Genomic DNA, 23,292 nt, shown 5'->3' with positions numbered 1-23,292 from the left:
AATGAGCGCTCAGACGTACGAGCATCTCGGCCCTTACCGGGTGGTCAGGAAGATCGGCGAGGGCGGCATGGGGGTCGCCCACCTCGGTCTCGACGGCGCGGGCCGGGAGGTCGCCATCAAGGTGCTGCACCCGCACGTGGCGGCCGATCTCAAGGCGCGTGACCGGCTCTTCCGCGAGGTGGAGACCATGCGGCGGGTGCGCAGCTCGTTCGTCGCCGAGGTGCTCGACGCCGAGCTGACGGGCGCGCGGCCGTACGTCGTGACCCGGTTCGCGCCCGGCCGCACGCTGGAGGACACCGTGCTGAGCGCGGGCCCGCTGCCGCCGCACGAGGTCATCCGGCTCGCGCAGGGGCTGTGCCAGGCGCTGGTGGACATCCACGCGGCCGGCGTGATCCACCGCGACCTCAAGCCGTCCAATGTGATGATGGTGCAGGGCCGGCCGCTGGTCATCGACTTCGGCATCGCGCACCTGGTCGACGCCGCCAGGCTGACGCAGAGCGGGATGTTCGTCGGCACGCCGGGCTACCTGGCGCCGGAGATCATCCGCGGCTCGCAGATCACGCAGGCGGCCGACGTGCACGCGCTGGCCTCCACGGTGTTCTTCGCCGCCACGGGGCTGCCGCCGTTCGGCTCGGGGACGTTCGAGGCGGTCTGCTTCAACACCATGGAGGGGCGCTCGCAGATCGACAAGGCGCCGGCCTGGCTGCGTCCGTGGCTGAGCCGGGCGCTGCAGGTCGATCCGTCGGCCCGGCCCGGTGCGGGGGAGCTGCTGCGGATGGCCGGGGCGCTCGATCCCGCCGGTCGCGGGCCGCAGCCGGCGCGCGGGGGGCGCACGGCGCTCATGAACACCGTCTCCGACCTGCTCCCGCCCGTCGAGTACGCCAGGGGCGGCGGGCCGCAGCAGCCGCCCACGCCGACCGTGCACGCCGAGCAGCCGCGCGAGCGGCGGCCACTCGCGCCGCCACGGCCGGCCGAGCCCTTCGAGTGGCGGCGCTTCCTCAAGAGCAGCGGCTTCGTCGGGGTGCTCGCGCTGGTGACGCTGGTGGCGCTGACCGTCGTGATGCCGGTGGCGGTGGGCCTGGTGGTGGCGGGGCTCTCGCTGGCGCTGCGCGCCGTCGACCACTACTTCGACGAGGATCCGCCGGAGCTGACCAGGGCCGCGCTGGTGGCGATGGGGCACCTGCTCCTGTCGCTGGCCTTCGGCATCGTCGCGGCGAGCCTGCTGCACCTCGCCGGGCGGCTGAGCACCAGCCACGCCGAGTCGCTGGCGGCGGGCGCCTTCACGCTGGGGTTGTTCGTGCTGCCCGGAGCGGGGGCGGTGCGCCGGGCCGCCTCCGGCATCCTGGCCCGGATCCTGCCCGGCCACAGCGCGACCGTGGTGACGGTGGCCGTCATGGGGCCGATCGCGGTCACGTCGATGATCATCGCGCTCGTGGGGCTGTGACGCAGTTCTTGCGCTGATCGACGCGCTGCGGAGCGCAAGTCTTGCGTCTTCTTGCGCCGGCCTGACAGGGCCGCTTGCGCTCCGCCGCGATTTCTCACCTGCCCAGCTCGCGGGCGTCACCAGGGCGAAGATCCTTCACGGGGTGGAGCAGCGAAGTTATCTCTTTGCGCAATCTAGTCGAAATATTGCGGCTATCTGCTCGACATCCTATGGTTCGGCCATCCGCCTTACCCGAAGGGCCACCCCCATGAGAGCACTGCTAGCCGCCCTTACGTTACTCATCGGATTCCTCGCCGCACCCGCCGCACACGCGGCGGCCGACACCAACCTCGCCGCCGGCAAGAGCGCGACCGCCAGCAGTTCCAACGACGTCTACCGGCCCGCGAACGTCACCGACGGCAACCAGGCCACGTACTGGGAGTCGGCCAACAACGCCTTCCCGCAGTGGGTCCAGGTCGATCTGGGCGCGAGCGCGAACGTCGGCAAGGTGGTGCTGAAGCTGCCCACCGGCTGGCCCAGCCGCACCGAGACGCTGACCGTGCAGGGCAGCACGAACGGCTCCAGCTTCACCACCCTGTCCGCCTCGGCCACCCACTCCATCAGCCCGGCCGCCACCATCACCTTCCCCGCCGCCACCGCCCGCTACGTCCGCGTGCACATCACCGCCAACTCGGGCTGGCCCGCCGGTCAGCTCTCCGAGGTCGAGGTGTGGGGGAGCGCCCCGGACAACCCCGGCGACCCGGGCGCCAACCTGGCTCTCGGCAAGACGATGACCGAGTCAGGACACACCCACACCTATGTGGCCGCCAACGCCAACGACGACAACGTGGCCACGTACTGGGAGGGCGGCGCCTACCCGGCCACGCTCACCGCGCAGCTCGGCGCCGACGCCGACCTGACCTCCGTCACCGTCAAGCTCAACCCGGACCCGATCTGGGGCCGCCGCACCCAGACCTTCCAGGTGCTCGGCCGCGCGCAGTCGGCCACGGCCTTCACCACGCTGGCCGCCCAGGCCACCCACACCTTCGACCCCGCCTCCGGCAACGCCGTGACCATCCCGGTCACCGGCCGGGCCGCAGACGTCCGGCTGCAGTTCACCGCCAACTCCGGCGCGCCCAGCGGCCAGGTCGCCGAGCTCCAGATCTTCGGCACCCCCGCCCCCGACCCCGACCTGGTCGTCACCGGCCTCACCTGGACGCCCGCCTCGCCCACCGCGACGACCGCGATCACGATGTCGGCCACGATCAGGAACGCCGGCACCGCCGCCTCGGCGGCGACCTCGGTGAACCTCTACGCGGGCACGGCCAAGGCCGGCTCCGCCGACGTGGGTGCCCTGGCCGCCGGCGCCTCCACCACTGTGTCGGCAAATATCGGGACAAGGAGGGCTGGCATGTACCAGGTGTCGGCCAAGGTGGACGAGGACGGCAAGGTCGCCGAGCAGAACGAGGCCAACAACGGCTTCACCGCGCCCACCTCCCTGGTGGTCGCCGAGGCCCCCGGCCCCGACCTTCAGGTGCTGAGCATCAGCGCCACCCCGCCGAACCCCGCCGTCGGCGCCCGCGTCACGTTCACCGTGACCGTCAGGAACCGCGGGACCACCACCACCGGCGCCACCACGGTCACCCGGCTGGTGGTGGGCGGCACCACGCTCGACACGAACACCGCGGCGGTCGCCGCGGGCGCGACGGCCGGCGTGGCCGTCACCGGCGGCTGGACCGCCACCAGCGGCGGCGCCACCATCACCGTCACCGCCGACGCGACCGGCGCCGTCACCGAGACCGACGAGAGCAACAACACGCTCTCGCAGGCGATCACCGTCGGCCGGGGGGCCTCGGTGCCGTACATCGAGTACGAGGCCGAGTCCGCCGCCTACCAGGGCACCCTGCTGCAGTCGGACCCGCTGCGCACCTTCGGCCACACCAACTTCGCCACCGAGTCCTCGGGCAGGAAGTCAGTGCGCCTCGACAGCACAGGCCAGTACGTCGAGTTCACCTCCACCAGCCCCGCCAACTCGATCGTGGTGCGCAACTCGATCCCGGACGCGCCGGGCGGCGGCGGCATCGAGGCCACGATCAGCCTCTACATCGACGGCACGTTCGCCCGCAAGCTCACCCTCTCCTCCAAGCACAGCTGGCTGTACGGCACCAGCGACGATCCGGAGGCGCTGACCAACACGCCGCAGGCCGACGCCAGGCGGCTGTTCGACGAGTCGCACGCGCTGCTGACCCGCTCGTACCCGGCAGGCACGAAGTTCCGCCTCCAGCGGGACGCCGGCGACAGCGCCGCCTTCTACATCATCGACCTGATCGACCTGGAGGACGTCGCGCCGGCGGCCGCCAAGCCGGCCGCCTGCACCTCGATCACCGAGTACGGCGCCGTGCCCGGCGACGGCGACGACGACACGGCGGCCATCCAGCGGGCGGTCACCGACGACCAGAACGGCGTCATCGACTGCGTGTGGATCCCGCCGGGCCAGTGGCGCCAGGAGAAGAAGATCCTCACCGACGACCCGCTGAACCGCGGCCCGTACAACCAGGTCGGCATCAGGGACGTCACGATCAGGGGCGCGGGCATGTGGCACTCCCAGCTCTACACCCTGACCGAGCCGCACCTGGCCACGGGCGGCATCAACCACCCGCACGAGGGCAACTTCGGCTTCGACATCGACGACAACGTGCAGATCTCCGACCTGGCCATCTTCGGCTCCGGCCGGATCCGCGGCGGCCCCGGCGGCGCCGAGGGCGGGGTCGGGCTGAACGGGCGGTTCGGCCGGAACACGAAGATCTCGGACGTCTGGATCGAGCACGCCAACGTGGGCGTGTGGGTCGGCCGCGACTACGACAACATCCCCGAGCTGTGGGGGCCCGCCGACGGGCTGCAGTTCAGCGGCATGCGCATCCGCAACACCTACGCCGACGGCATCAACTTCAGCAACGGCACCCGCAACTCGCGCGTCTTCAACTCCTCCTTCCGCACCACGGGCGACGACTCGTTGGCCGTCTGGGCGAACCCGTACGTCAAGGACCCGTCGGTGGACATCGCCCACGACAACCAGTTCCTCAACAACACGGTGCAGCTCCCGTGGCGGGCCAACGGCATCGCCGTCTACGGCGGCTACAAAAACAAGATCGAGAACAACCTGATCTACGACACCATGAACTACCCCGGCATCATGCTCGCCACCGACCACAACCCGCTGCCGTTCTCCGGGCAGACGCTGATCTCCGGCAACGCGCTGTACCGCTGCGGCGGTGTCTTCTGGGGCGAGGCGCAGAAGTTCGGCGCCATCACCCTGTTCGCCCAGAACAGGGACATCACCGGCGTGACCATCCGCGACACCGAGATCCACGACTCCACCTACGACGGCATCCAGTTCAAGGGCGGCGGCGGCGCCATGCCGAACGTGGCCATCACCGATGTCCGCATCGACAGGTCCAACAACGGCGCCGGCATCCTGGCCCAGGGCAGCGCCCGCGGCAGCGCGACCCTGACCGGCGTCACCATCACGAACTCGGCCACCGGCGACATCGTCAGGGAGCCGGGCTCGACCTTCACGATCAACTGAGGCCCGCGCGTGCGGCTCCCGCACCGGGAGCCGCACGACCGCGGTCACCGGCAGAAGCACGCCTGGTAGAGGGCGGTGAAGGTGGCCAGGAAGTCGTTCCAGTCGCCGTTGAGGTTGCCCACCAGGATCCGGCCGCCGTCGCGGTCGCCCATCGCGTACGTGACCGAGCCCTGGATGTAACCGCCGCCGCCCCACAGGGTGACCCCGCACGGCAGCCGCTGGCAGTAGACGCCGAGCCCGTACGCGGTGTCCGGCACCCAGTCCGCGCCGTCCGTCGGGACGGTGGTGAACATCTCCCGCTGCTGCTCCGGCGCGAGGAGCCGGCCACGCAGCAGCTCGCCCAGGAAGCGGCGCAGGTCCGCGATCGTGGAGACCATGCCGCCCGCGGCGCCGGCCCAGCTCAGGTCCGCCCCCGTCACGTCGTGGACGTCGGCGGGGCGGCCCAGCTCGTCGGCCTTGGAGTAGTGCCGGGCGTGCGGCTCGCGCAGCGTGTTGTCGGTGCCCGGCAGGTACGTGCCGGTCAGCCCCAGCGGGCGGGCGACGCGGCGCTCGATCTGCTCGGCGAGCGGCACGCCCGTCGCCCGCTCCACGATCAGCCCCGCCAGGTTGTAGTTGACCTTGGAGTAGATGAAGCGTTTCCCCGGCTCCTCGGGCGCGGGCGGCTGCCGGCCGGGGTAGGCGTCGGGCAGGCCGCTGGTGTGGTTGAGCAGCTGCCTGATCGTGATCCTGGCGCTGTCGCCGCCGAGGTGCTCCTCCACGACGCCGGGCAGCCACCGCGCGACCGGGTCGTCCAGGCCGGGCCCGCCCTCGGCCGCCAGCCCCAGGACCACCGTGCCGACGAACGCCTTGGTGAAGCTGCCGATGCGGAAGTGCTCGTCGGCGCGGCGGGCGTGGCCGGTCGTCAGGTCGGCCACCCCCGCCGTGCCGGACCACACCTTCGCGCCGCCGGTTTCAAGCTCGGCGATGGCGCCTGGGCCGCCGTCGGCGACGGCCTGGTCGAGCGCGTGCTGGAGCTGGGCGTGCGACATCGTTCCTCCTGTGCATGAGAGAAGCGCCCCGCAGGGCGTTAGCAACCGTAGTTGACTATTTCGGAATTAGTCAACGCGAGTTGCTCAATCTCCGGCCGCGCGGAACTGCGACGGCGGGACGCCCGCCCAGGCCACGAACGCCTGGCGGAAGGTCTCGGCGGAGGCGAAGCCGCAGCGCCGCGCGATGGCCGCCAGCGGCTCGCTCGTCCTGGTCAGCAGGAGCGAGGCCACCTCCAGACGCATGTCGCGGACCAGCCGCGACGGGGTCTTGCCGACGTGCGCGACGAACAACCTGCTCAGGTGCCGCTCGCTCACCCCGGCGAGCGCGGCCAGCCGGGCGACGCCGAGATCCTCGTCCAGATGGCTGATCACGTGGTCGATGACCCGCCGCACCAGGGCCTGGTCGGAGCGCGGGAGGTTGGTGAACAGGCTGAGCTGCGTCTGCCCGCCTGGCCGCTGCAGGTAGGTGACCATGCCCATGGCCACCCGGCGGGCGATCTCGGGCCCGTGGTCCTCCTCGATGAAGGACAGGGTGAGGTCGAGGGCCGCCGTGACCCCGCCCGAGGTGGAGATCTCGCCGTCCCTGACGAAGATGGGCGCCGGGTCGACGTTCACCTTCGGGTACCGCGCGGCGAAGCGGGCGGCCTCGTACCAGTGCGTGGTGGCCCTGCGGTTGTCGAGCAGCCCGGCGGCGGCCAGCACGCTCGCCCCGGTGCACACCGACGCCACCCGCCGCGCCAGCCCGGCCAGCCGCATGACCTGGCCGACCAGCCGGGGGTTGGCCGCGGCGGCCTCGTGCCCCTGCCCGCCCGAGACGACCAGCGTGTCGATCGGGCCGTCCACCTCCTCGATGCGGCCCTGCCCGCGCAGCTCCAGCCCTGAGTCGCAGCGCACCGGGCGCCCGAGCGGGGTCACCAGCCTCACCTCGTACGCCGGGCTCGCCCCCAGCCGGTTGGCGTAGTCGAACCCCGACGTCACGGACGCGACGTCCACGAGCTCGATGCCGTCATAGGCGACCATGACGATCAGCGGCTCCACCATGGGTCCACGGTACGGCCCCACCCGAGCCGTACGGACAGGATCCCCAGAGGAACGGACGGGCCGCCCGCCGGCTCGATCACCCCGCCGGGCCCGGCACCGATGCTGGGCATGCCCGCGCACCCCCCGGTGCGCGGCACGGGGAGGAGGAGAGGTGACCACGATGCGCGAGCGGACCGCCGCCGGGCTGACGGTGGGGGTGCTCGGCCTGATGGAGGTCGCGGTGGACGGCCGGCCGGTGCCGCTGACTACCGGCAGGCTCAGGACGCTGCTGGCCGTGCTGGCCCTGTCGGCCCCGGCCCCCGTGTCCATGCAGCGGCTGTCCGAGGCGGTGTGGTCGGACGCGCAGCCCCGCAGCAGCCGCCGCAGCCTGCAGATCTACGCCGCCCGGCTGCGCGACGCGCTCGGCCGCGAGCGCATCGAGACCCGCCAGGACGGCCTGCTGCTGCGCGCCGACCCCGGCGACGTGGACGCCCTGCGCTTCGAGCGCACCCTGCACCGCGCGTCCGCCGAGCGCGGCTCGCCCCGCGAACGCCCCCTGATCCAGGAGGCCCTGGCGCTGTGGCGGGGCCGGCCGTTCGAGGGTGTGGCCTCCCGCTGGCTGGAGGAGGTGCAGGCGCCCCGCCTGACCGAGCGTTACCTCACGGCCCTCGAACGGCGGGCCGAGCTGGACATCCTCGCGGGCCGCGCGGACGACACGGTGCCGGAGCTGGCCGAGTGGGTCACGCGCCACCCGCTGCGCGAGTCCCTGTGCCTGCGCCTGCTCGTCGCGCTCGACCGGTGCGGGCGCCAGGCCGAGGCGCTGCGCTGGTACGGGCGGATCCGCGCCGCCATCACCCGCGAGCTGGGCGTGGAGCCGAACCGCGAGCTGCGGCGGGCGCACGCCGACCTGCTCGCCGGCCGCCCGCTCGGCGCCGCCGTCCCCTCCCAGGCACAGGGCCGGTGGGGGCACCGTCATGGCCAGTACGGGCTGAACAGGTCGAACTTGTTCGGCAGCCCCAGCAGGTAACGGGCGTCGTCGTGCAGCAGCTTGAACTCGCGCGGCACGTACAGCTCGAACAGCCCGGCCTCGTTGCCGCCCTCCATCGTGGCCAGGTCGATGCTGTTGCCGACGTGGCCGGCGGCCAGGAACAGGCTGGGGCCGCGACCGGGAAGGCCGGTGGCGGTGGGTCAGCCGCGGGGGCGGGCGGCCGGCGGCTTGATGCGGACGCGCTCCTCCGGGCGGTCGTCGATGTCGTCGAGCTGCTCCCTGATCGTGGCGCGCAGCTCGTCGTAGTCGCCGAAGGAGTGGTCGTTGAACAGGGTGTAGCCGGTCCACATCAGGTTCGCGCAGACCTGCGGCGGCACCTGGCCCGTCGCCGCGCCCATGCCGACCAGCGCGACCGACCCGATGCTGCCCGGCTCGAGCTCGTTCTGCATGTGGATGGCCTGGAAGGCGGCGGCGCAGGCCATCGCCACGTTGAGCGTCTGGCTGACGTCCTGCGCCGACTGCACCATGGTGGGCGTCGAGATCAGGAAGCGCGGGTTGGTCGCCCCCGACGGTACGCACACGGCGCTGCCCACCGGCATCGAGCCGCCGAACCGGTCACGGATCGCCCGCTGGACGCGCAGCTGGATGCCCGCCCCGAGGTGACGCTTGATGGCCGCGTCGACGCCGCCGTCCATCCGGCCGCGCGCGTTGGTGGGGCTGACCCAGGCGTCGACGCGCTCGTCGAGGAGCGAGCCCTTGTGGATCTCGACCTCGGGGGTGTCGGCGAAGGCGGCCAGCCACTCCTGCACCACCTTCGCGTTGACGTCCACCAGGACGACCTTGAGAGGCGGCTGCGCGGGCTTGACGGTCATGAAATCACTCCGGACGGGTTGAGGATCTTCCAAGAGGCCACGAAGATACCGCGCGGCACCGACAATTCCGGATCTTGAATGGGTTGCGCGGACGGGATCGCATCCACGCACCACATGCGGCACAATTCCCCCGATCCGATCTTGTGCCCGCCCAGCCGACCCGAAAGCCGACCATGAGCGACGACACCACCCCCGCCGATCCGAACGACCCGCTGGCCCTGGCCGAGCTCTTCAACGGCGGCGGCGAGCCCTGGCTGCCGCTGCTGAAGCCGGTCATCGAGGCGCGTCCGGCAGCGGCCACGTTCATCGGCGCGAGCCGCGGGCCGAACGTCGTGCCCGTGCGGGAGCTGACCTTCCAGGCGCTCAAGCCGAACCCGCCGCACAAGTGGAAGGTCGTCGTCTTCGGCCAGAACCCCTACCCGCGGGCCGAGAGCGCGACCGGCATCGCGATGTTCGACAACACCTTCCACGACTGGGCCGACAGCCAGTTCGGCAAGACCGTGTCGATCCGCTGCATCATCAAGGCGGCGGCGATGTGGAAGCACGGCATCCCGAAGAAGACGCCGATCGCCGACATCCGCAAGCTGCTCAAGCAGCACGACACCGTGCAGCCGCCGGAGTGGTTCCAGGCGATGCTCACGCAGGGCGTGCTGCTGCTGAACGCGGCGCTCACCGCCAGCAGCGACGGCGCCATGGCCACCGACCAGCACACGGCGTTCTGGCGGCCGGTCGTCGAGCGCATCGTCGAGGAGATCCTGCGGGCCAAGCAGGACGCCGAGGACGAGCAGGACCGGGGCGTGGTGTTCGCGTGGTGGGGCGTGCACGCCCGCAACCTCAAGGAGGTCGTGCTCCGGCTGCAGCGCAAGTACCCCGGCGTCGAGGTCCGGCACATCGACCACCCCAACCCCGCGGCGCAGGGCGACATCTTCTGCGACGGCGAGCACTTCGCCCACGTGAACGCGGCGCTGAACGCGCTCGGTGCCGACGCGATCGACTGGCTGCCCGGCAAGGGCTGGAACGACTCCGGTCAGAACGGCGGGGCGGACGCCGACACGGCCGACCGCATGGGCGCGTTCATCGCCTCCACCATGGAGCTGCACAAGCTCTACCTGGAGCGGCTCGCCGGCGTCAAGGACGAGGGCCTGGTACTGCCGGCGATCACCGGCGTGTTCGGCACCCCCGTCATGCCCTTCCGCGAGTCCGTCGCCCCGGTGGCCAAGCTGCTGGCCGGGCTCGACTGGCACGTGGAGCAGTCGTACCGGTTCGGCGAGGCCCTGCCGGACACCGACACCTCCGGCCTGTCCGCCGACGAGATCGCGGCCCTGTACCTCTACACCTGCGAGTCGGCCTTCTACCGCCAGATCAACGCCACCCTGCGCAACCCCGACCGCAGCCGCATCGTGCCGTACCTGCCGTACCTGCGGCTGCTGTTCTCGGCCGTGTCGCGCCTGCCGGTCCGTACGGAACCGCTGTGGCGCGGGGTGTCGCTCGACCTGCGGGCGCAGTACCCGAGGGGCCGGACGGTGACGTGGTGGGGCGTGTCCTCGTGCACGTCCAAGCTGAGCGTGGCGCAGGCGTTCCTCGGGCGGCGCGGCAAGCGGACGCTGTTCGAGGTCCGCCCCAGGAGGGCCGTGGGCATCCGCAGGTTCTCCGCGTTCACCGGCGAGGAGGAGTTCATCCTCACGCCGGGCACGCAGCTGGAGGTCACGGACGTCAAGGCCGAGCGCGGCGGGCTGTGCACGGTGACGCTGACGGAGCTGGCCGAGCAGCCCCTGGTGGCCTGAGCGGATCCGCCCCGCGTGAGCGGATCCGCCCGGCGTCACCGGCGCGTCAGTCCCGCCACTGCTCGGCCGGGGACACGCCGGGCAGCGGCCTGCCGATGAGGGCCAGCGGGATGAAGAAGCACACCTGGCCGATCGCCATGCACAGGGTGGCCAGCGCCCGGTCGTCGTAGTGCGCCGACGCCTCGGCGTACAGCTCGTCGGAGACGCGCTGGCCGGTCGCGTTCGACGTCAGGACGGCCTCCACCAGCGCCAGCGCGGCCCGCTCCGCGCCGGTGAAGTACGGCGCGTCGCGCCAGGACGCCACGGCGGTGATGCGCTCCTCCGGCTCGCCCGCCTTGCGCAGGTTGCCGGTGTGCAGCACGGTCAGGTACGTGTTGGCGACGAGCTGACCGGCGCGCAGCTGCACGAGGCTGATCGTGGTCTGCGGGACCGAGCCGTTGCCGGCGGCCCTGAACAGCGCCTTGCCCACCTCACCGAGCTCGGGCACGAGCTTGGCGGGGTTGGGCAGGCGCGACTGGTCGGTGGTCGTCGTGGTCATGTCGGGAGGTTCCCTTCCGGATTCTCAACGGTCTGTCACCGCACTGACGGATCGCGGAGGAGAAAGGTGACCGGAGGCGCACGCAAGGACCGCGCGGGTGCGGAGATCTGTGGTGCGGCGAGGAAGGGCCGGTATCAGGTGTCCTTCGAGCGTGCCCGCATCCCCATGGGGCCGTGGACGGGACTGGAGCCCCGGTGGGGGGCGGGCACCCTGCGGCTGGTCTCCGCCGAGCCGTCGGGGCCGCCGGTCGCGGGCCGCGGCGGTGCCGATCCTGGGCGACGCGGGGGAGGCCGTCCTGATCGCGGCCCTGGTGGTGACCGCGCCACTGGAGGAGCCGGCGGCGGGCCGCGATCGGGAGAGGCCGGGCTGAGGGTCAGGGCTGGACGTGCGTGACCTCCACGCCGAGCAGGTCGGCCACGGCCCGCAGGTCGGCCAGGCGGTGGCCGGTGCCCAGGGCCCAGTGGTGGGAGATGCCGCTGGCGCTCCACGCGTCCGTCCACTCGCCGGGGTCGCAGCCGAAGTCCACCCGGGACGTCGTGTTGCCGATCTGCAGCAGCGGCCCCGCCACGACCTCGCCTTCTGACACGACGAAGCCGAAGCTGCCGTCCCTGGCCTGCCGCAGCCCGAACGCGGTCACCGGGCCGCGCGTCACGTCGAACTCCACCGACACGCCCCACCCGCGCTTGCCGTGGTAGACGCCCAGCCCGCGCAGCAGCGGCCGGTGGGAGCTGATGGCCAGGTGGGCGGGGCCGTCGTGACCCATCTCGACGTGGCCGCGGGCGAAGTCGAGCGCCTGCAACTCGGTGAACGAGCCGCCGCCGCCCAGCCGGTCCATGATGAGCATGGCCAGCGAGGTGCGCAGCTCGTACTCGCCGGCGGCCGGGATGCCCCGGGCCGTGAGCAGGGACGCGCCCAGGATCATGCCCGCGCCGAGCCGCTCGTGGATCTCGCCGTCCAGGCCGCGGTGGTAGTAGGCCAGGCTGTCCAGCCCGAAGTCCTCGACCAGCCGGTCCAGGCCCACCGAGACGCGGGCCGCCCAGGCGAGGTCCTCCTCGTTGACCGAGTCGGCCAGCTCGAACACCTCCCGCGCCAGCTTCACCCGCTCCCCGGTCTCGGCGTCGGTGACCTTCTCCGTACGCACGCGCAGGTCGTCGAACTCCAGCACCTCCACGTGACCGCCGAAGTTGGCGCTGACCAGCGTCAGGTCGGTGGCCACGTCCAGCATGCCCGGGTAGAGATGGCCCATCAGGCCGTGGCGCCCGTGGCGCAGCGCCGCGCGCACGCCCGCCGCCCTGATCCAGCGGCCGATGCGCTCCCACGCCCGCTCGTCCTCCAGGTAGCCGGACACCGAGCGGAACGGGATGCCGCAGCGGGTGAAGGCGTTGGCCATCTCCGGCAGCGGGCAGGCGCCGCAGTAGGCCAGCCACTGCCCGGTGTCGAAGGTGGCGTGGTCCATCGACTCGGTGGGCTGCAGGTTGATCAGCAGCACCGGCGCGCCGCTGCGCTGCGCGATCGGGACGAGCATGGTGGCCGTCATGTACGTCGTCAGGAACCCGACGATCAGGTCACAGCCGGCGGCCCGCAGCTTCTCGGCCGCCTCGTCCCCCTCGCGGGCGTCGGAGATGAAGCCGACGTCCACGATCTCCGCGTCGAAGCCGCGCATACGCTCCGACACCCGTTCCGCCGACCGCTGGAGCTGGGGCAGCAGGTCGGGGAACTGCGGCCAGTAGGCGCCCAGCCCACCGGCGACCAGGCCCACCTTGACGCGGGGCGGGGCGATGTGGGGGAAGGTGTTCACGGGTTTCTCCTCATCAGTGTCAGCGCACTTCGACCTCGATGACGCGCGTGTAGTCGTTCGCGCCGTTCGAGGCCAGCGCGACGATGCGGACGGCGTCCGCGGTGACCGGGGCGAAGTCCGAGCGGGCCGTGCCGGCGGTGTTGCCGCGGACCTGCGCGACCGTCTGCCACTGCCCGGCGACCTGCGCCTGCACGTCCCAGTCGCGCACGCCGTACCGGGAGGCGGGGTAGCGCTCGGTGTCGAGGGTGTAGAGGTCCACGCGCGAGATCTGCCGGGCGGCGCCTAGCGCGATGGTCAGCGTGTCGGGCCAGGCCCTGGCGGTGGCGTCGTTCCAGCCGTTGCCGCCGGCCCAGCCGTTGGAGGAGCGGTCGCCGTCGGCGACGCTGCACGGCGGGTAGTTGGCGTTGACGTGCTGGGAGGAGGCGGTGACGGGGCGGCGCAGCGCGAGGTTGCCGCCGTTGTCGAGCCCGTCCACGGGCACCACCTCTACAGGCACCTCCAGGGTGCGGTCCGGGGTGCGCAGGCGCAGTCCGTACGAGCCCTGCTGGGTGCCGGGCGGGACGGCGACCAGCAGGTTCGCGCCGACCTGGTAGCCGGGCGGCAGGTAGCTGGTCAGCATCGAGCGGGAGGCCGTCAGCGGCGGGTCCAGCTCCACGTTCATCGTGGCGTACGCGGCCTTGCGGGCGTCACTGCGCATCCCGATCTTGATCTTGGCGGGGCAGGCCGGGTCCACGCCGAGCGGCGCCACCAGCTTGTCCGCGCCGGCGACGGGGGTGAGCCTGCCGGTGCCCTTGGAGACGCCCGGCTGCACCTTGACGGACGTGGCCGGCGGGGCCGGCTCGGGGTCGTAGGCGGCGGCCGTGGTGGTCAGGGCGGTGGCGGCGGCCAGGGCGGCGGCCAGTACACGCATGATCGGCTCCTTCCTAGAGCACCTGCAGGCCGGGCACGCCGTCGAGCGTGACCAGGCTGGCGCGGGTGGAGACGGGGGCGCCGGGGCGGTCCACGTACGGGACGACCTTGAAGTCCGAGCGCCACTGGCCGCGGGTGACCTCGCAGGAGACGTAGCCGCGCTGGTAGCTGGAGAAGCGCAGGTGCGGGTTGACCGGGTCCGAGCCGCCGGGCGGCACGCCCGTGTTCGGGTTGCCGTTGCCGCCGCTGCTGACGGAGGTGCAGACGAACTCGACGCCGACGGCGGGCGAGGCGGGGTCGTCGAAGTCGGTCCGCAGGTCGCCGGCGAGGTTGTAGTGGATGTCGCCGGTCAGCACCACCGGGTTGCTGACCCGGCGCTCGACCAGGCCGGTGAGCAGGCGGTCCTTGGCGGCCTTGTAGCCGTCCCACAGGTCCATGCTGAGCTTCTGCGCGGGGCCGGCGTCGAAGTCGAGCTGCATCATGGCGATCTGCTGGGCCAGCACGTTCCACCTGGCGCGGGAGGCGCCGAGGCCGTCGAGCAGCCACGCCTCCTGCTCGGCGCCGAGCATCTGGCGGGCCGGGTCGAGCCGGTCGGCGCAGTCCACCTGCTGGCCGTCGCCGCACACCTGGTCGTCGCGGAACTGCCGGGTGTCCAGCACGCTGAACTCGGCCAGGTCGCCGAAGGTGAACCTGCGGTAGATGCGCGCGTCCGGGCCCTCGATGGACGGGACGCGGACCGGCATGTTCTCCCAGAAGGCGCGGAAGGCGTTGGCGCGGATCACCAGGTAGTCCTGCTCGGTGACCTCGCCGCCGGGGCCGAAGCGGCCGGCCCAGTTGTCGAGCACCTCGTGGTCGTCCCAGGTGACGATCCACGGCGCGCTGTGGTGGGCGGCCTGGAGGTCGGGGTCGCTCTTGTAGAGGCCGTACTGGACGCGGTAGCGGTCGAGCGTGTCGCACTGCACCCGGAACTGCTCGGGCACCGGGGTGTTGCGGTTGCCGCCCATCGGCACGATGCCGTACTCGTAGATGTAGTCGCCGAGGTGGAAGACCACGTCGGGCGTCTCCTCGGCGAGGTGGCGGTAGGCGGTGTAGTAGCCGTCCTGCCACGAGGCGCACGACGCGAACGCCAGGCGCAGCGCCTCGGGGCTGCTGCGCGGCGCCGGCGCCGTCTTGGTGCGGCCGACGGGGCTCAGCTCGCCGCCGGAGCGGAAGCGGTAGAAGTACTCGCGGCCGGGGCGCAGGCCCTTGGCGTCCACGTGCACCGAGTGGCCGTACTCGGGCGTGGCCCAGGTCGAGCCGGAGCGGACGCGGCGGGCGAAGCCCTCGTCCTCGGCGATCTCCCAGTCGACCCGGATCCGGTTGAACGGCAGGCCGCCCAGCGGCTCCAGCGGCCGGGGAGCCAGGCGGGTCCACAGGATCACGCGGTCGTGCAGCGGGTCACCGGAGGCGACGCCGAGCCGGAAGGGGTAGTCGGTGCCGGCCGCGGCGGGCGCGGTCCAGGGGTCGGCCAGGTTGGTCGTGAAGGCGAGGGCGAAGGCGGCGCTGCCTAAGCCGAGGAAGCCCCGGCGTGAAGGGTGCGGCATGCTGCTTCCTAAGCTGGGGGACGAAGCCCTCACTTTCTAGCAAGCAGGCCCGCTCTTAACAAGATACAAGTTACAAATAACGCATCTTCGCGTTACATCTCCGCCACGCGAACGTCCCCGTGGTGGTCGCGGAGCCGCTGGAGCAGCTCCGCCGGCGCGTTCGCGTCCACCACCACCACGTCGAAGTCGTCCAGCGGCGCCACCCGGTGCAGCGCCACGCGGGCCAGCTTGGAGCCGTCGACGGCCAGCACACGGCGCGACGCCGAGCGCAGCATCGCCCGCTTGACCAGCACGATCTCCTGCTCCTGGTGGTAGGCGTACTGGTCGGAGACCGCCGAGGTGGACACCACGGCCAGGTCGGTGTTCACCGCCTCCACCGCGTCCACGCAGCCCAGCCCGAGGAACGAGTCATGGGTGGCGTGATATTCACCGCCCAGCGCGATGAGTCTGATGTCGCGTTCGGCGGCCAGCAGCCTGATCGCCTCCAGGAAGTTCGTCACCACGGTCAGCGGCGCCAGCTCGCCCAGGTGACGGGCCACGGCCAGGGCCGTCGTGGAGTCGTCGAGCATCACCGAGCTGCCCGGCTCGATCAGCCCGGCCACGACCCTGGCGATGGCGTCCTTCTCCGCCGTGTGGGCCTTGAGCCGGTAGGCGATGTTGCTCTCCCACACGTTGCTGGCCTGGGCGGTCGCCCCGCCCCTGACCTTGCGCACCATGCCCTGGCGCTCGAGCTCGTCGAGGTCGCGGTGGACGGTCATCAGGCTCACGCCGAAGCTCTCGGCGAGCTCGGTCACGGAGGCGGAGCCCTGGCGCACGATGTGCTCGGCCATGCCCTGCCATCGCGTGGACCTGCTGGAGGTGTGCTGACGCGAATTCACCAATGTCTCCACCCTGTTCGGACGGCTGCGCATCCTACCCTTGACACCCCGCTCGGGCGACTCGTACCCTCCACCCACCGCTACTTTTAACACGATTGACTGTTAATTTAACAATCATTAAAACGTTCGCATCGGCATCCGGCCCGTGATCGCCGGATGCACTCGGGGGATTTCTAGCACTTCGCACGACCGAGGAGACAGCGACATGACCGACCTGCTGCACCACGCCAGGGTCAGCCGCGGCCAGTTCCTGCGCATGATGGGCGGTCTGGCCGCGGCCACCCTCGCCACCACGGCCTGCTCGACCAGGCCGGAGACCACCGCCACCACCGGTGGCGGCGGGGCCACGACCGAGCTCAAGTTCATCGGCGTGGCCGACCAGAAGACGCCCATGGACGAGCTGGTCGCCGCCTACGCCAAGGCCACGCCCACCGTCCGCGTCACCGCGTCCTACGCGCCCACCGACCAGGTGCAGACCTCCCTGCGCACCCAGCTCGGCGCCGGCAACGCGCCCGACCTGCACGTCGTCTACCCGGGCAACGGCAGCGCGATGTCGATGACCCAGATCGCCCAGGCCGGGCTGCTGGCCGACCTGTCGGCGCAGGCGTGGACGCAGACCATCCCCGCCGGGTTCAAGCCCGCCTTCCAGCTCGACGGCAAGACCTACCTGTACTCGGCCGGCTCCTCCGTGATCGGCGCCGTCTACAACAAGAAGGTCTTCCAGCAGGCCGGGATCGACGCGCCGCCCACCACGTGGAGCGAGTTCCTGGCCGTGTGCGACAAGCTGAAGAAGGCCGGGGTGACGCCCATCGCGCTGGGCGCCCAGACGCCGTGGGTCACCCAGCTCATCACGTACGCGCTGGTGCCCTCCACCGTCTACGCCAAGGATCCGACCTTCGACGACAAGCAGCTCGCCGGCCAGGCCAGCTTCGCCGACTCCGGCTGGCGCCAGGCCATGGAGATGTACCTGGAGCTGCAGAAACGCGGCTTCTTCAACGACAAGCCGAACGGCACCACGTTCGAGCAGCAGACCTCCATGGTGGCCACCGGCAAGGCGGCCATGGCCGTCCAGGTCTCCGCCGTCCTGCCCGACTTCCGCAAGGCCGCCTCCTCGCCCGACGGCCTGTCGATGTTCCCCCTGCCGGGGGCCGACGACGCGAACCAGGTGTGGATCCCGGCCGGTGTCGTCGTCGGGCTCGGCGCCTCGGCCAAGGGCCGCAACGCCGAGCAGGCCAAGGCGTTCATCGACTTCCTCGGCCGCCAGGAGAACATCAACGCCTGGGCCAAGGCCATCGCCGCCATCCCGCTCACCCAGGACGCCGGCTCCACCATCGACCCGGCCGTCCAGTCGTTCCTGCCCTTCACCAAGGACCGCGCCGTGCCGTTCATGGACCAGCGCTGGCCGAACGCCGAGGTCCAGCCCGTGCACTTCGCGGTCGTCCAGGAGCTGCTGGCCGGCGACTCCACGATCGACGAGGCGCTGAAGAAGATGGACGAGGCCTACCGCAAGTGACTCCCGTAACCGCGGGCCGCGCCCGCCCCGCGCACGTCCGGCGGCGGCGACGCTTCTCCGCGGCCGCCCCCTCCTGGCTGTTCGCCGCGCCCGCCCTGGCCGTGTACGCGCTGATCGTGCTGTACCCGGCCGTGGCGGGGGTGATCTACGCGTTCACCGACTGGAGTGGCATCGGCCGCGACATGTCGTTCGTCGGCCTGGCCAACTTCCGCACCCTGCTCGGCGACGAGCAGGCCATGGGCTCCATCGGCAACACCCTGCTGCTCACCGTGGCCATCGTGGTCGTGCAGAACGGCGTCGGGCTGCTGCTCGCGCTCGGCGTGCACGTCAAGCTCAAGAGCCGGGCCCTGCTGCGGGTCGTCTTCTTCGCTCCCGTGGTCGTCAGCCCCGTCATGGTGGCCTTCCTGTGGAAGTACATCTACAACCCCGACCCGACGGCCGGCCTCAACGGGCTGCTCGGCCTGGAGGTGGACTGGCTCGGCGACCCGTCGATCGCGCTGTGGTCGATCGCCGGCATGGTCGTGTGGCAGAACGCCGGCTACTCCATGGTCATCTTCCTGGCCGGGCTCGAAGGCGTGCCGCGCGAGCTGCACGAGGCCGCCATGATCGACGGTGCGGGCACCTGGCAGCGCTTCCGCTACGTCACCTGGCCGCTGCTGGCCCCCGCGCTGACGATCAACCTGATGCTCTCCACGATCGGCGGGCTGAAGCTGTTCGACCAGGTCTTCGCCGCCACCAACGGCGGCCCGGGCTACGCCACCGAGACGCTGTCCACCGTGCTCTACAAGCAGGCGTTCGTCTTCGGCAAGTTCGGCTACAGCACCGCCGTCGCCCTGGTGCTCGCCCTGTTCGTGGCCGCGGTGTCCCTCATCCAGGTCTACTACCTGCGCAGCCGGGAGGTGACGGCGTGAGAAGGACGTTCGTGCTGGAGATCGTCATGATCGTGGTGGCGGTGGCGTTCCTGTTCCCCGTCTACACGCTGATCTCGCTCGCACTCAAGGACCCCGGTCAGATCGCCCGCTCGCCGCTGGCCCCGCCGAACCCGCCCACCTTCGACAACTTCGCCAGCGCCTGGTCGGCGGCGGCGCTCGGCCCGTCGCTGGTCAACAGCACCGTGATCACCGCGGCCAGCCTGGTCGCGCTCATCGCGCTCGGCTCGTTCGCCGCCTACTTCCTGGCCCGGGTCCAGACCCGCCTGGGCTACGGGCTGTACGTGCTGTTCCTGCTCGGCATCGTGCTGCCCTTCCAGCTCGGCATGATCCCGCTGTACGAGCTGGTCAACGACCTGGGCCTGATCGGCACGCACGCCGGCATGATCCTCTTCTACACCGGCATCCAGCTCCCGTTCACCGTCTTCCTCTACACCGGCTTCATCCGGGCGCTGCCCCGCGAGTACGCCAGCGCCGCCCAGATCGACGGCGCCTCGCACCTGACGGCGTTCACCCGCGTGGTCTTCCCCCTGCTGCGGCCCATCACCGGCACCGTGCTCATCCTCAACGCCGTCTTCATCTGGAACGACTTCTTCACCCCGCTGGTCTACCTCGGCGGGTCCGGCTACGAGACCGTCCCGGTCAGCGTGTTCGCCTACGTCGGCCAGTACGTCTCCCAGCACGGCCTCGTCTTCGCCGGGCTGGTGCTCGGCGCGCTGCCCATCGTGCTGGTCTTCCTGGCGCTGCAGCGTTACGTCATCAAGGGCTTCGCGAGCGGACTCAAGGGATGAGCGTCTTCGAGGTGTTCCGCGAGCCGCCGCGGGCGTACTCGCCGGCCGCCATCTGGTGGTGGAGCGGCGAGCCGCTGCGCCGCGACCGGCTGCGCTGGCAGCTGGAGCGGCTGGTCGCCGGCGGAGTGCACAATCTGGTCATCCTCAACCTCGCCCCCTCCGGGCCGATGTTCGGGGCCGACGCCGACGACCCGCCCTTCCTGTCCGACGCGTGGTGGGAGCTGCTGGACGGGGTGTGCGCCGACGCCCACGAGCTGGGCGCGTACCTGTGGTTCTACGACCAGCTCGGCTTCTCCGGCGCGGACCTGCAGGCGCGGCTGGTGCAGGAGCGGCCCGAGTTCGCCGGGCAGTGGCTGGCCCCCGACGGGTCCGTCAGCCTGCGGGGCTTCGACTACCTGTCGCGCGAGGCGTGCGCGGTGCTGCTGGACCGGGTGCACGGCGAGTTCGAGCGGCGGGTCGGGCACTGGTTCGGCAAGGTCATCGCCGGGTCGTTCCAGGACGAGCTGCCGACCCTGCCCACCTGGTCCGCCCGCTTCGCCGAGGAGCACCTGGCCCGCAGGGGACGGCCGTACTCGGCCGGGGACCGGCGGGCCTACCAGCTCACCCGGGCCGAGCTGGCCGAGGAGGCGTTCTTCCGGCCGCTCGCCGAGTGGCACGAACGGCACGGCCTGGTGCACGGCTGCGACCAGCAGGACCCGGCCCGCGCCGGGCATCCCGCCGACGGGGTGCGGCTGTACGCCGACTACGCGCGGACCCACCGCTGGTTCGGCGCGCCCGGCTCCGACCACCACGGCGACGCCCGCCTGCACTCCTCCCTCGCCCACCTGTACGGGCGGCCGCGCACCTGGATCGAGGCGTTCCACTCCAGCGGGTGGGGCGGCACGCTGGAGGAGACGTTCGACTGGCTGGTGCCCTGGCTGCGAGCCGGGGCGACCCTCTACAACCCGCACGCGGTCTACTACACGACCAGGCGCGGCTGGTGGGAGTGGGCGCCGCCGTCCACCGACTGGAGGCAGCCGTACTGGCGGCACCACCGGGTCTTCGCCGAGGCCGTCACGCGGCTGTGCGCGGCGCTGTCGCTGGGGCGGCACGCCTGCGACGTGGCCGTCCTGCTGCCTACCGCCACCGCCCAGGCGGGGGTCGGTGCCGATGGCGTGGTCGGTGCCGGGGCGGCGCGGGCGCAGGAGGTCTATCGGGAGCTGGTGGGTGATATGGCGTGGTTCGCCACTTCGCCTGGGGTGCTCGATCGGCTGGGGCTGGACGCGGATGTCGTCGATGAGGACTCGGTGCGGCGGGCGGTCGTCAAGGACGGGCGGCTGACGGTGGCGACCGAGGCTTACCGGGTGGTCATCCTGCCCGCCGTCACGACGCTGGACGAGGAGGTCGCCGCGCGGCTCGCCGAGTTCGCCGAAGGTGGCGGGCTGCTCGTCGCGGTCGGCGCGCCGGCGGCTGCGCCGCCTGGCGTTCCGGCGGCGGGGGCGGCTGTATGGCCTGGCGTTCCGGCGGCGGGCGCGGTCGCGTCGGTTGGTGACCCGGCGGCGGGCGCGGTCGCTGCGGCCGTTTCCGGGCTGGGTGCTCGGTTCGTGGACTCCGCCGACCGGCTGGGGGAGGCGCTGGGCGGGCTGGAGCGGCGGGTGGAGGCGCCCGTGCCCGCGCTCGTGCGGGAGGACGGCGAGACCACGCTGGTGTTCCTGCCCGCCACGTTCCCCATGGCCAGCCGCATCCGTGTCGGACGGCCCGAGGAGCGCGGGGTGGACCTGGGCTGGCTGGACGCGATCATCGACTTCGAGCCCGGCCGCTACGCGCGCGAGATGCCGATCACCGTGAGAGGCGTCTCCGGCACGCCGCTGCTGCTGCGCCCGTTCGCCGGTGGCCACCCCGTGCCGCTGCCGCACACCCGCGACGGCGACACCGTACGGGTGGTCGTGCCCTTCGACGACGGGCCCGCCGCGCTGCTGGTGTTCGACGGGACGGATGCCGCGCCCGCCCCGCGCCCCGCGTACCCGGTGGAACGGGACCTCGGCGAAGAATGGCACGCCGAGCTGGTCCCCACCCTGGACGACACCTGGTCCGACTTCGGCTCCGGGCCTGGCGGCGGCGTCGAGTGCTGGACGCTGCGGACGCCCGACGGTGAGCCGGTGGACGTGACGTTCGGGCCGCGCGGCGAGCAGCGGGTCGGCGACGGGCCCTGGACGCCGTCGGTGTGGTCGCTCTCGCGCGGGCTGCGCAAGGACCCCGTGCATCGCGAGGTGCTCGGGCCCAAGGGGCGGGTGCCGGTCGAGTTCCTGGCGTTCGGGCGGGTCGCGGCTGGAGGCGAGGCCCGGTTCCGCACGCTCGTCACCGTCCCGGCGGGCGGCGCGTGGCTGGCCCTCGGCGCGGGCGCGGCCAAGACCGTGTGGATCGACGGCGCCGAACGACCGCTGGACGACCGTGGGTACTCCGCTGTCACGCGGTCGCCGCTTCCTGCCGGTGAGCAGTTGCTGGAGGTGCTGCTGGTGCCGGAGGAGGAGCTGGACCTGCGGGCGTACGCGTGCCTGGTGAGCGACCCCGCCGACGCGGTCCGTCCTGAGTGGATCGGGGGGACGCCGCTGGAGACGGTCGTGCACGTGGACGGGGGTGGGCGGCGGCTGCTGCAGGTGGCGTCCACCGCGTTCTGCCGGGTGCTCGTGAACGGTGTCGAGGCGGGCAGGCAGGGCGGGTTCGATCCGTACGAGGAGGCGGACATCCCGCGTGTGCGCCGGTACGACGTCACCGACCTCCTGCGGGAGGGGGACAACAGCGTGCGGGTCGAGTGCGAGGGGTGGGTGCTGGTGGACGGGCTGGTGGTCTCCGGGCCCGGGTGGTCGCCTGCGCCTCGCGTACGGCGGCGTCAGTACGGCGATCCCGCCGCACTCTGGCTGCTGCGGCGGCCGCACCCGTTGCCGGAGGCGGGCTGGCTGGATGGCGGGCCCGTCGCGCCGCCCGCCGCGTTCGCGGTGCCCGGCGCTCGGTCGCGCACCGAGCGGTTCCTGCTCGACCCGCCGCCGGGAGCGACCGGCATCGAGGTGGACGCCGTGGGCGAGTGGGAGGTGCGATGGCCGCCAGGGCTCCCGGTCCGAGGCGCGCCGGTGGAGCGCCCGCAGGCAGGCGCGCACGCTGAGCGCCCGCTCTCGGGCACGCAGGCTGAGCGCCCGCTCCCAGGCGCGCCGGAGAAGCCTCCCGTGCCGCCCGCGCCGGTCGAGCTGGTGCTGCACACCACTCCAGACGCGCAGGCGGGCGCGGCCCTGGCCGGTCCCGTCCGCTTCACCTGCGGGCCGGGGCGGATGCGGCTGGGCGACTGGGAGGAGCAGGGGCTGGCCGGGTACAGCGGCGGCGTGCGCTACCGCACCACGGTGCCCGCCCGCTCCGGCCCCGGGCAACTGGACCTGGGCCGGGTCAGGGGCAGCGCCGAGGTGCGCGTGAACGGGCGGCCGTGCGGCGTCCGCGTGTGCTCGCCGTACGTGTTCGACGTCGAGCTGGACGACGGCGACAACCTCGTCGAGATCCTGATCCTCGGCACCCTGGCCCCCTACCTGGACGAGGTCAGCCCCACCCACTTCGTCTTCCCCGGCCAGCGCACCACCGGCCTGTTCGGCCCCGTCCGCCTGCGGGAGGCCGGTTAGAGCGGGTCGCC

Annotated in this window: 18 protein-coding genes; 8 read left to right on the top strand and 10 right to left on the bottom strand. The window is 72.1% G+C overall.

Annotated features, from left to right (window positions below; all coding sequences use genetic code 11):
* Position 1 precedes the first annotated feature (1 nt).
* Both LCN96_RS33860 and LCN96_RS33845 read left to right on the top strand, forming a co-directional pair.
* The gene (locus LCN96_RS33860) at positions 2-1,444 is read left to right on the top strand and encodes a serine/threonine-protein kinase (protein ID WP_225266489.1); all 1,443 of its coding nucleotides are present in this window, start codon (positions 2-4) and stop codon (positions 1,442-1,444) included.
* A gap of 247 nt (positions 1,445-1,691) precedes the next feature.
* A complete protein-coding gene (locus LCN96_RS33845; RefSeq protein WP_263657352.1) occupies positions 1,692-5,009 on the top strand; it encodes a CARDB domain-containing protein in 3,318 nt (1,105 codons plus the stop codon).
* Positions 5,010-5,053: 44 nt separating this feature from the next.
* Here LCN96_RS33845 and LCN96_RS33840 read toward each other — a convergent pair whose 3' ends face one another.
* From LCN96_RS33840 to LCN96_RS56815, 3 genes are all read right to left on the bottom strand, one after another.
* A complete protein-coding gene (locus LCN96_RS33840) occupies positions 5,054-6,037 on the bottom strand; it encodes a serine hydrolase domain-containing protein (RefSeq protein WP_225266488.1) in 984 nt (327 codons plus the stop codon).
* Between the two features lie 84 nt (positions 6,038-6,121).
* On the bottom strand, positions 6,122-7,078 hold the full coding sequence (locus LCN96_RS33835; protein WP_225266487.1) for a GlxA family transcriptional regulator: 957 nt from the start codon (positions 7,076-7,078) through the stop codon (positions 6,122-6,124).
* On the bottom strand, positions 7,063-7,188 hold the full coding sequence (locus LCN96_RS56815; RefSeq protein ID WP_263657351.1) for a hypothetical protein: 126 nt from the start codon (positions 7,186-7,188) through the stop codon (positions 7,063-7,065). Before LCN96_RS56815 ends, LCN96_RS33835 begins: the two co-directional genes overlap by 16 nt.
* Before the next feature lie 50 nt (positions 7,189-7,238).
* On the opposite strand from LCN96_RS56815, the gene LCN96_RS33830 reads away from it, so the two are divergent.
* Positions 7,239-8,084 (top strand): AfsR/SARP family transcriptional regulator, encoded by an 846-nt coding sequence (locus LCN96_RS33830; RefSeq protein ID WP_225276119.1) that lies wholly within the window; start codon positions 7,239-7,241, stop codon positions 8,082-8,084.
* Here the strand turns inward: LCN96_RS33830 and LCN96_RS56810 are convergent.
* Positions 8,030-8,161 (bottom strand): hypothetical protein, encoded by a 132-nt coding sequence (locus LCN96_RS56810; protein ID WP_263657350.1) that lies wholly within the window; start codon positions 8,159-8,161, stop codon positions 8,030-8,032. The genes LCN96_RS33830 and LCN96_RS56810 overlap by 55 nt on opposite strands.
* Before the next feature lie 84 nt (positions 8,162-8,245).
* A complete protein-coding gene (locus tag LCN96_RS33825; protein ID WP_225266486.1) occupies positions 8,246-8,917 on the bottom strand; it encodes a macro domain-containing protein in 672 nt (223 codons plus the stop codon).
* A 173-nt stretch (positions 8,918-9,090) separates the two neighbouring features.
* On the opposite strand from LCN96_RS33825, the gene LCN96_RS33820 reads away from it, so the two are divergent.
* Positions 9,091-10,701: an ADP-ribosyltransferase domain-containing protein gene (locus tag LCN96_RS33820; RefSeq protein ID WP_225266485.1), complete on the top strand. Its 1,611-nt coding sequence runs from the start codon at positions 9,091-9,093 to the stop codon at positions 10,699-10,701.
* A 46-nt stretch (positions 10,702-10,747) separates the two neighbouring features.
* Here LCN96_RS33820 and LCN96_RS33815 read toward each other — a convergent pair whose 3' ends face one another.
* The 5 genes from LCN96_RS33815 to LCN96_RS33795 all read right to left on the bottom strand — a co-directional run bounded on the left by LCN96_RS33815 (position 10,748) and on the right by LCN96_RS33795 (position 16,407).
* Positions 10,748-11,239 (bottom strand): carboxymuconolactone decarboxylase family protein, encoded by a 492-nt coding sequence (locus tag LCN96_RS33815; RefSeq protein WP_225266484.1) that lies wholly within the window; start codon positions 11,237-11,239, stop codon positions 10,748-10,750.
* A 373-nt stretch (positions 11,240-11,612) separates the two neighbouring features.
* On the bottom strand, positions 11,613-13,037 hold the full coding sequence (locus LCN96_RS33810; RefSeq protein ID WP_225266483.1) for an L-fucose/L-arabinose isomerase family protein: 1,425 nt from the start codon (positions 13,035-13,037) through the stop codon (positions 11,613-11,615).
* Between the two features lie 19 nt (positions 13,038-13,056).
* Positions 13,057-13,947 (bottom strand): discoidin domain-containing protein, encoded by an 891-nt coding sequence (locus tag LCN96_RS33805; protein WP_225266482.1) that lies wholly within the window; start codon positions 13,945-13,947, stop codon positions 13,057-13,059.
* Positions 13,948-13,960: 13 nt separating this feature from the next.
* A complete protein-coding gene (locus LCN96_RS33800) occupies positions 13,961-15,529 on the bottom strand; it encodes an alkaline phosphatase D family protein (protein WP_225266481.1) in 1,569 nt (522 codons plus the stop codon).
* Positions 15,530-15,621: 92 nt separating this feature from the next.
* Entirely contained in the window at positions 15,622-16,407 is a 786-nt protein-coding gene (locus LCN96_RS33795; RefSeq protein ID WP_225266480.1) for a DeoR/GlpR family DNA-binding transcription regulator, read from the bottom strand.
* 205 nt (positions 16,408-16,612) lie between these two features.
* Here LCN96_RS33795 and LCN96_RS33790 point away from each other — a divergent pair, with 205 nt between their 5' ends.
* From LCN96_RS33790 to LCN96_RS33775, 4 genes are read left to right on the top strand one after another with little or no spacing between them, the layout of a single operon-like run.
* Positions 16,613-17,920 carry an extracellular solute-binding protein gene (locus LCN96_RS33790; protein WP_225266479.1) on the top strand — a complete coding sequence of 436 codons (1,308 nt, stop codon included), beginning with the start codon at positions 16,613-16,615 and terminating at the stop codon, positions 17,918-17,920.
* Entirely contained in the window at positions 17,917-18,831 is a 915-nt protein-coding gene (locus LCN96_RS33785; RefSeq protein WP_225266478.1) for a carbohydrate ABC transporter permease, read from the top strand. The genes LCN96_RS33790 and LCN96_RS33785 overlap by 4 nt, the downstream gene beginning before the upstream one ends.
* Positions 18,828-19,640 carry a carbohydrate ABC transporter permease gene (locus LCN96_RS33780; RefSeq protein WP_225266477.1) on the top strand — a complete coding sequence of 271 codons (813 nt, stop codon included), beginning with the start codon at positions 18,828-18,830 and terminating at the stop codon, positions 19,638-19,640. The genes LCN96_RS33785 and LCN96_RS33780 overlap by 4 nt, the downstream gene beginning before the upstream one ends.
* Positions 19,637-23,281, top strand: a complete 3,645-nt coding sequence (locus tag LCN96_RS33775) for a hypothetical protein (RefSeq protein ID WP_225266476.1) — start codon at positions 19,637-19,639, stop codon at positions 23,279-23,281. Before LCN96_RS33780 ends, LCN96_RS33775 begins: the two co-directional genes overlap by 4 nt.
* Positions 23,282-23,292: the final 11 nt, after the last annotated feature.

It is taken from the genome of Nonomuraea gerenzanensis (genome assembly GCF_020215645.1).
Lineage (GTDB): Bacteria > Actinomycetota > Actinomycetes > Streptosporangiales > Streptosporangiaceae > Nonomuraea > Nonomuraea gerenzanensis.
This window is presented reverse-complemented; position numbering and strand designations above follow the sequence as displayed.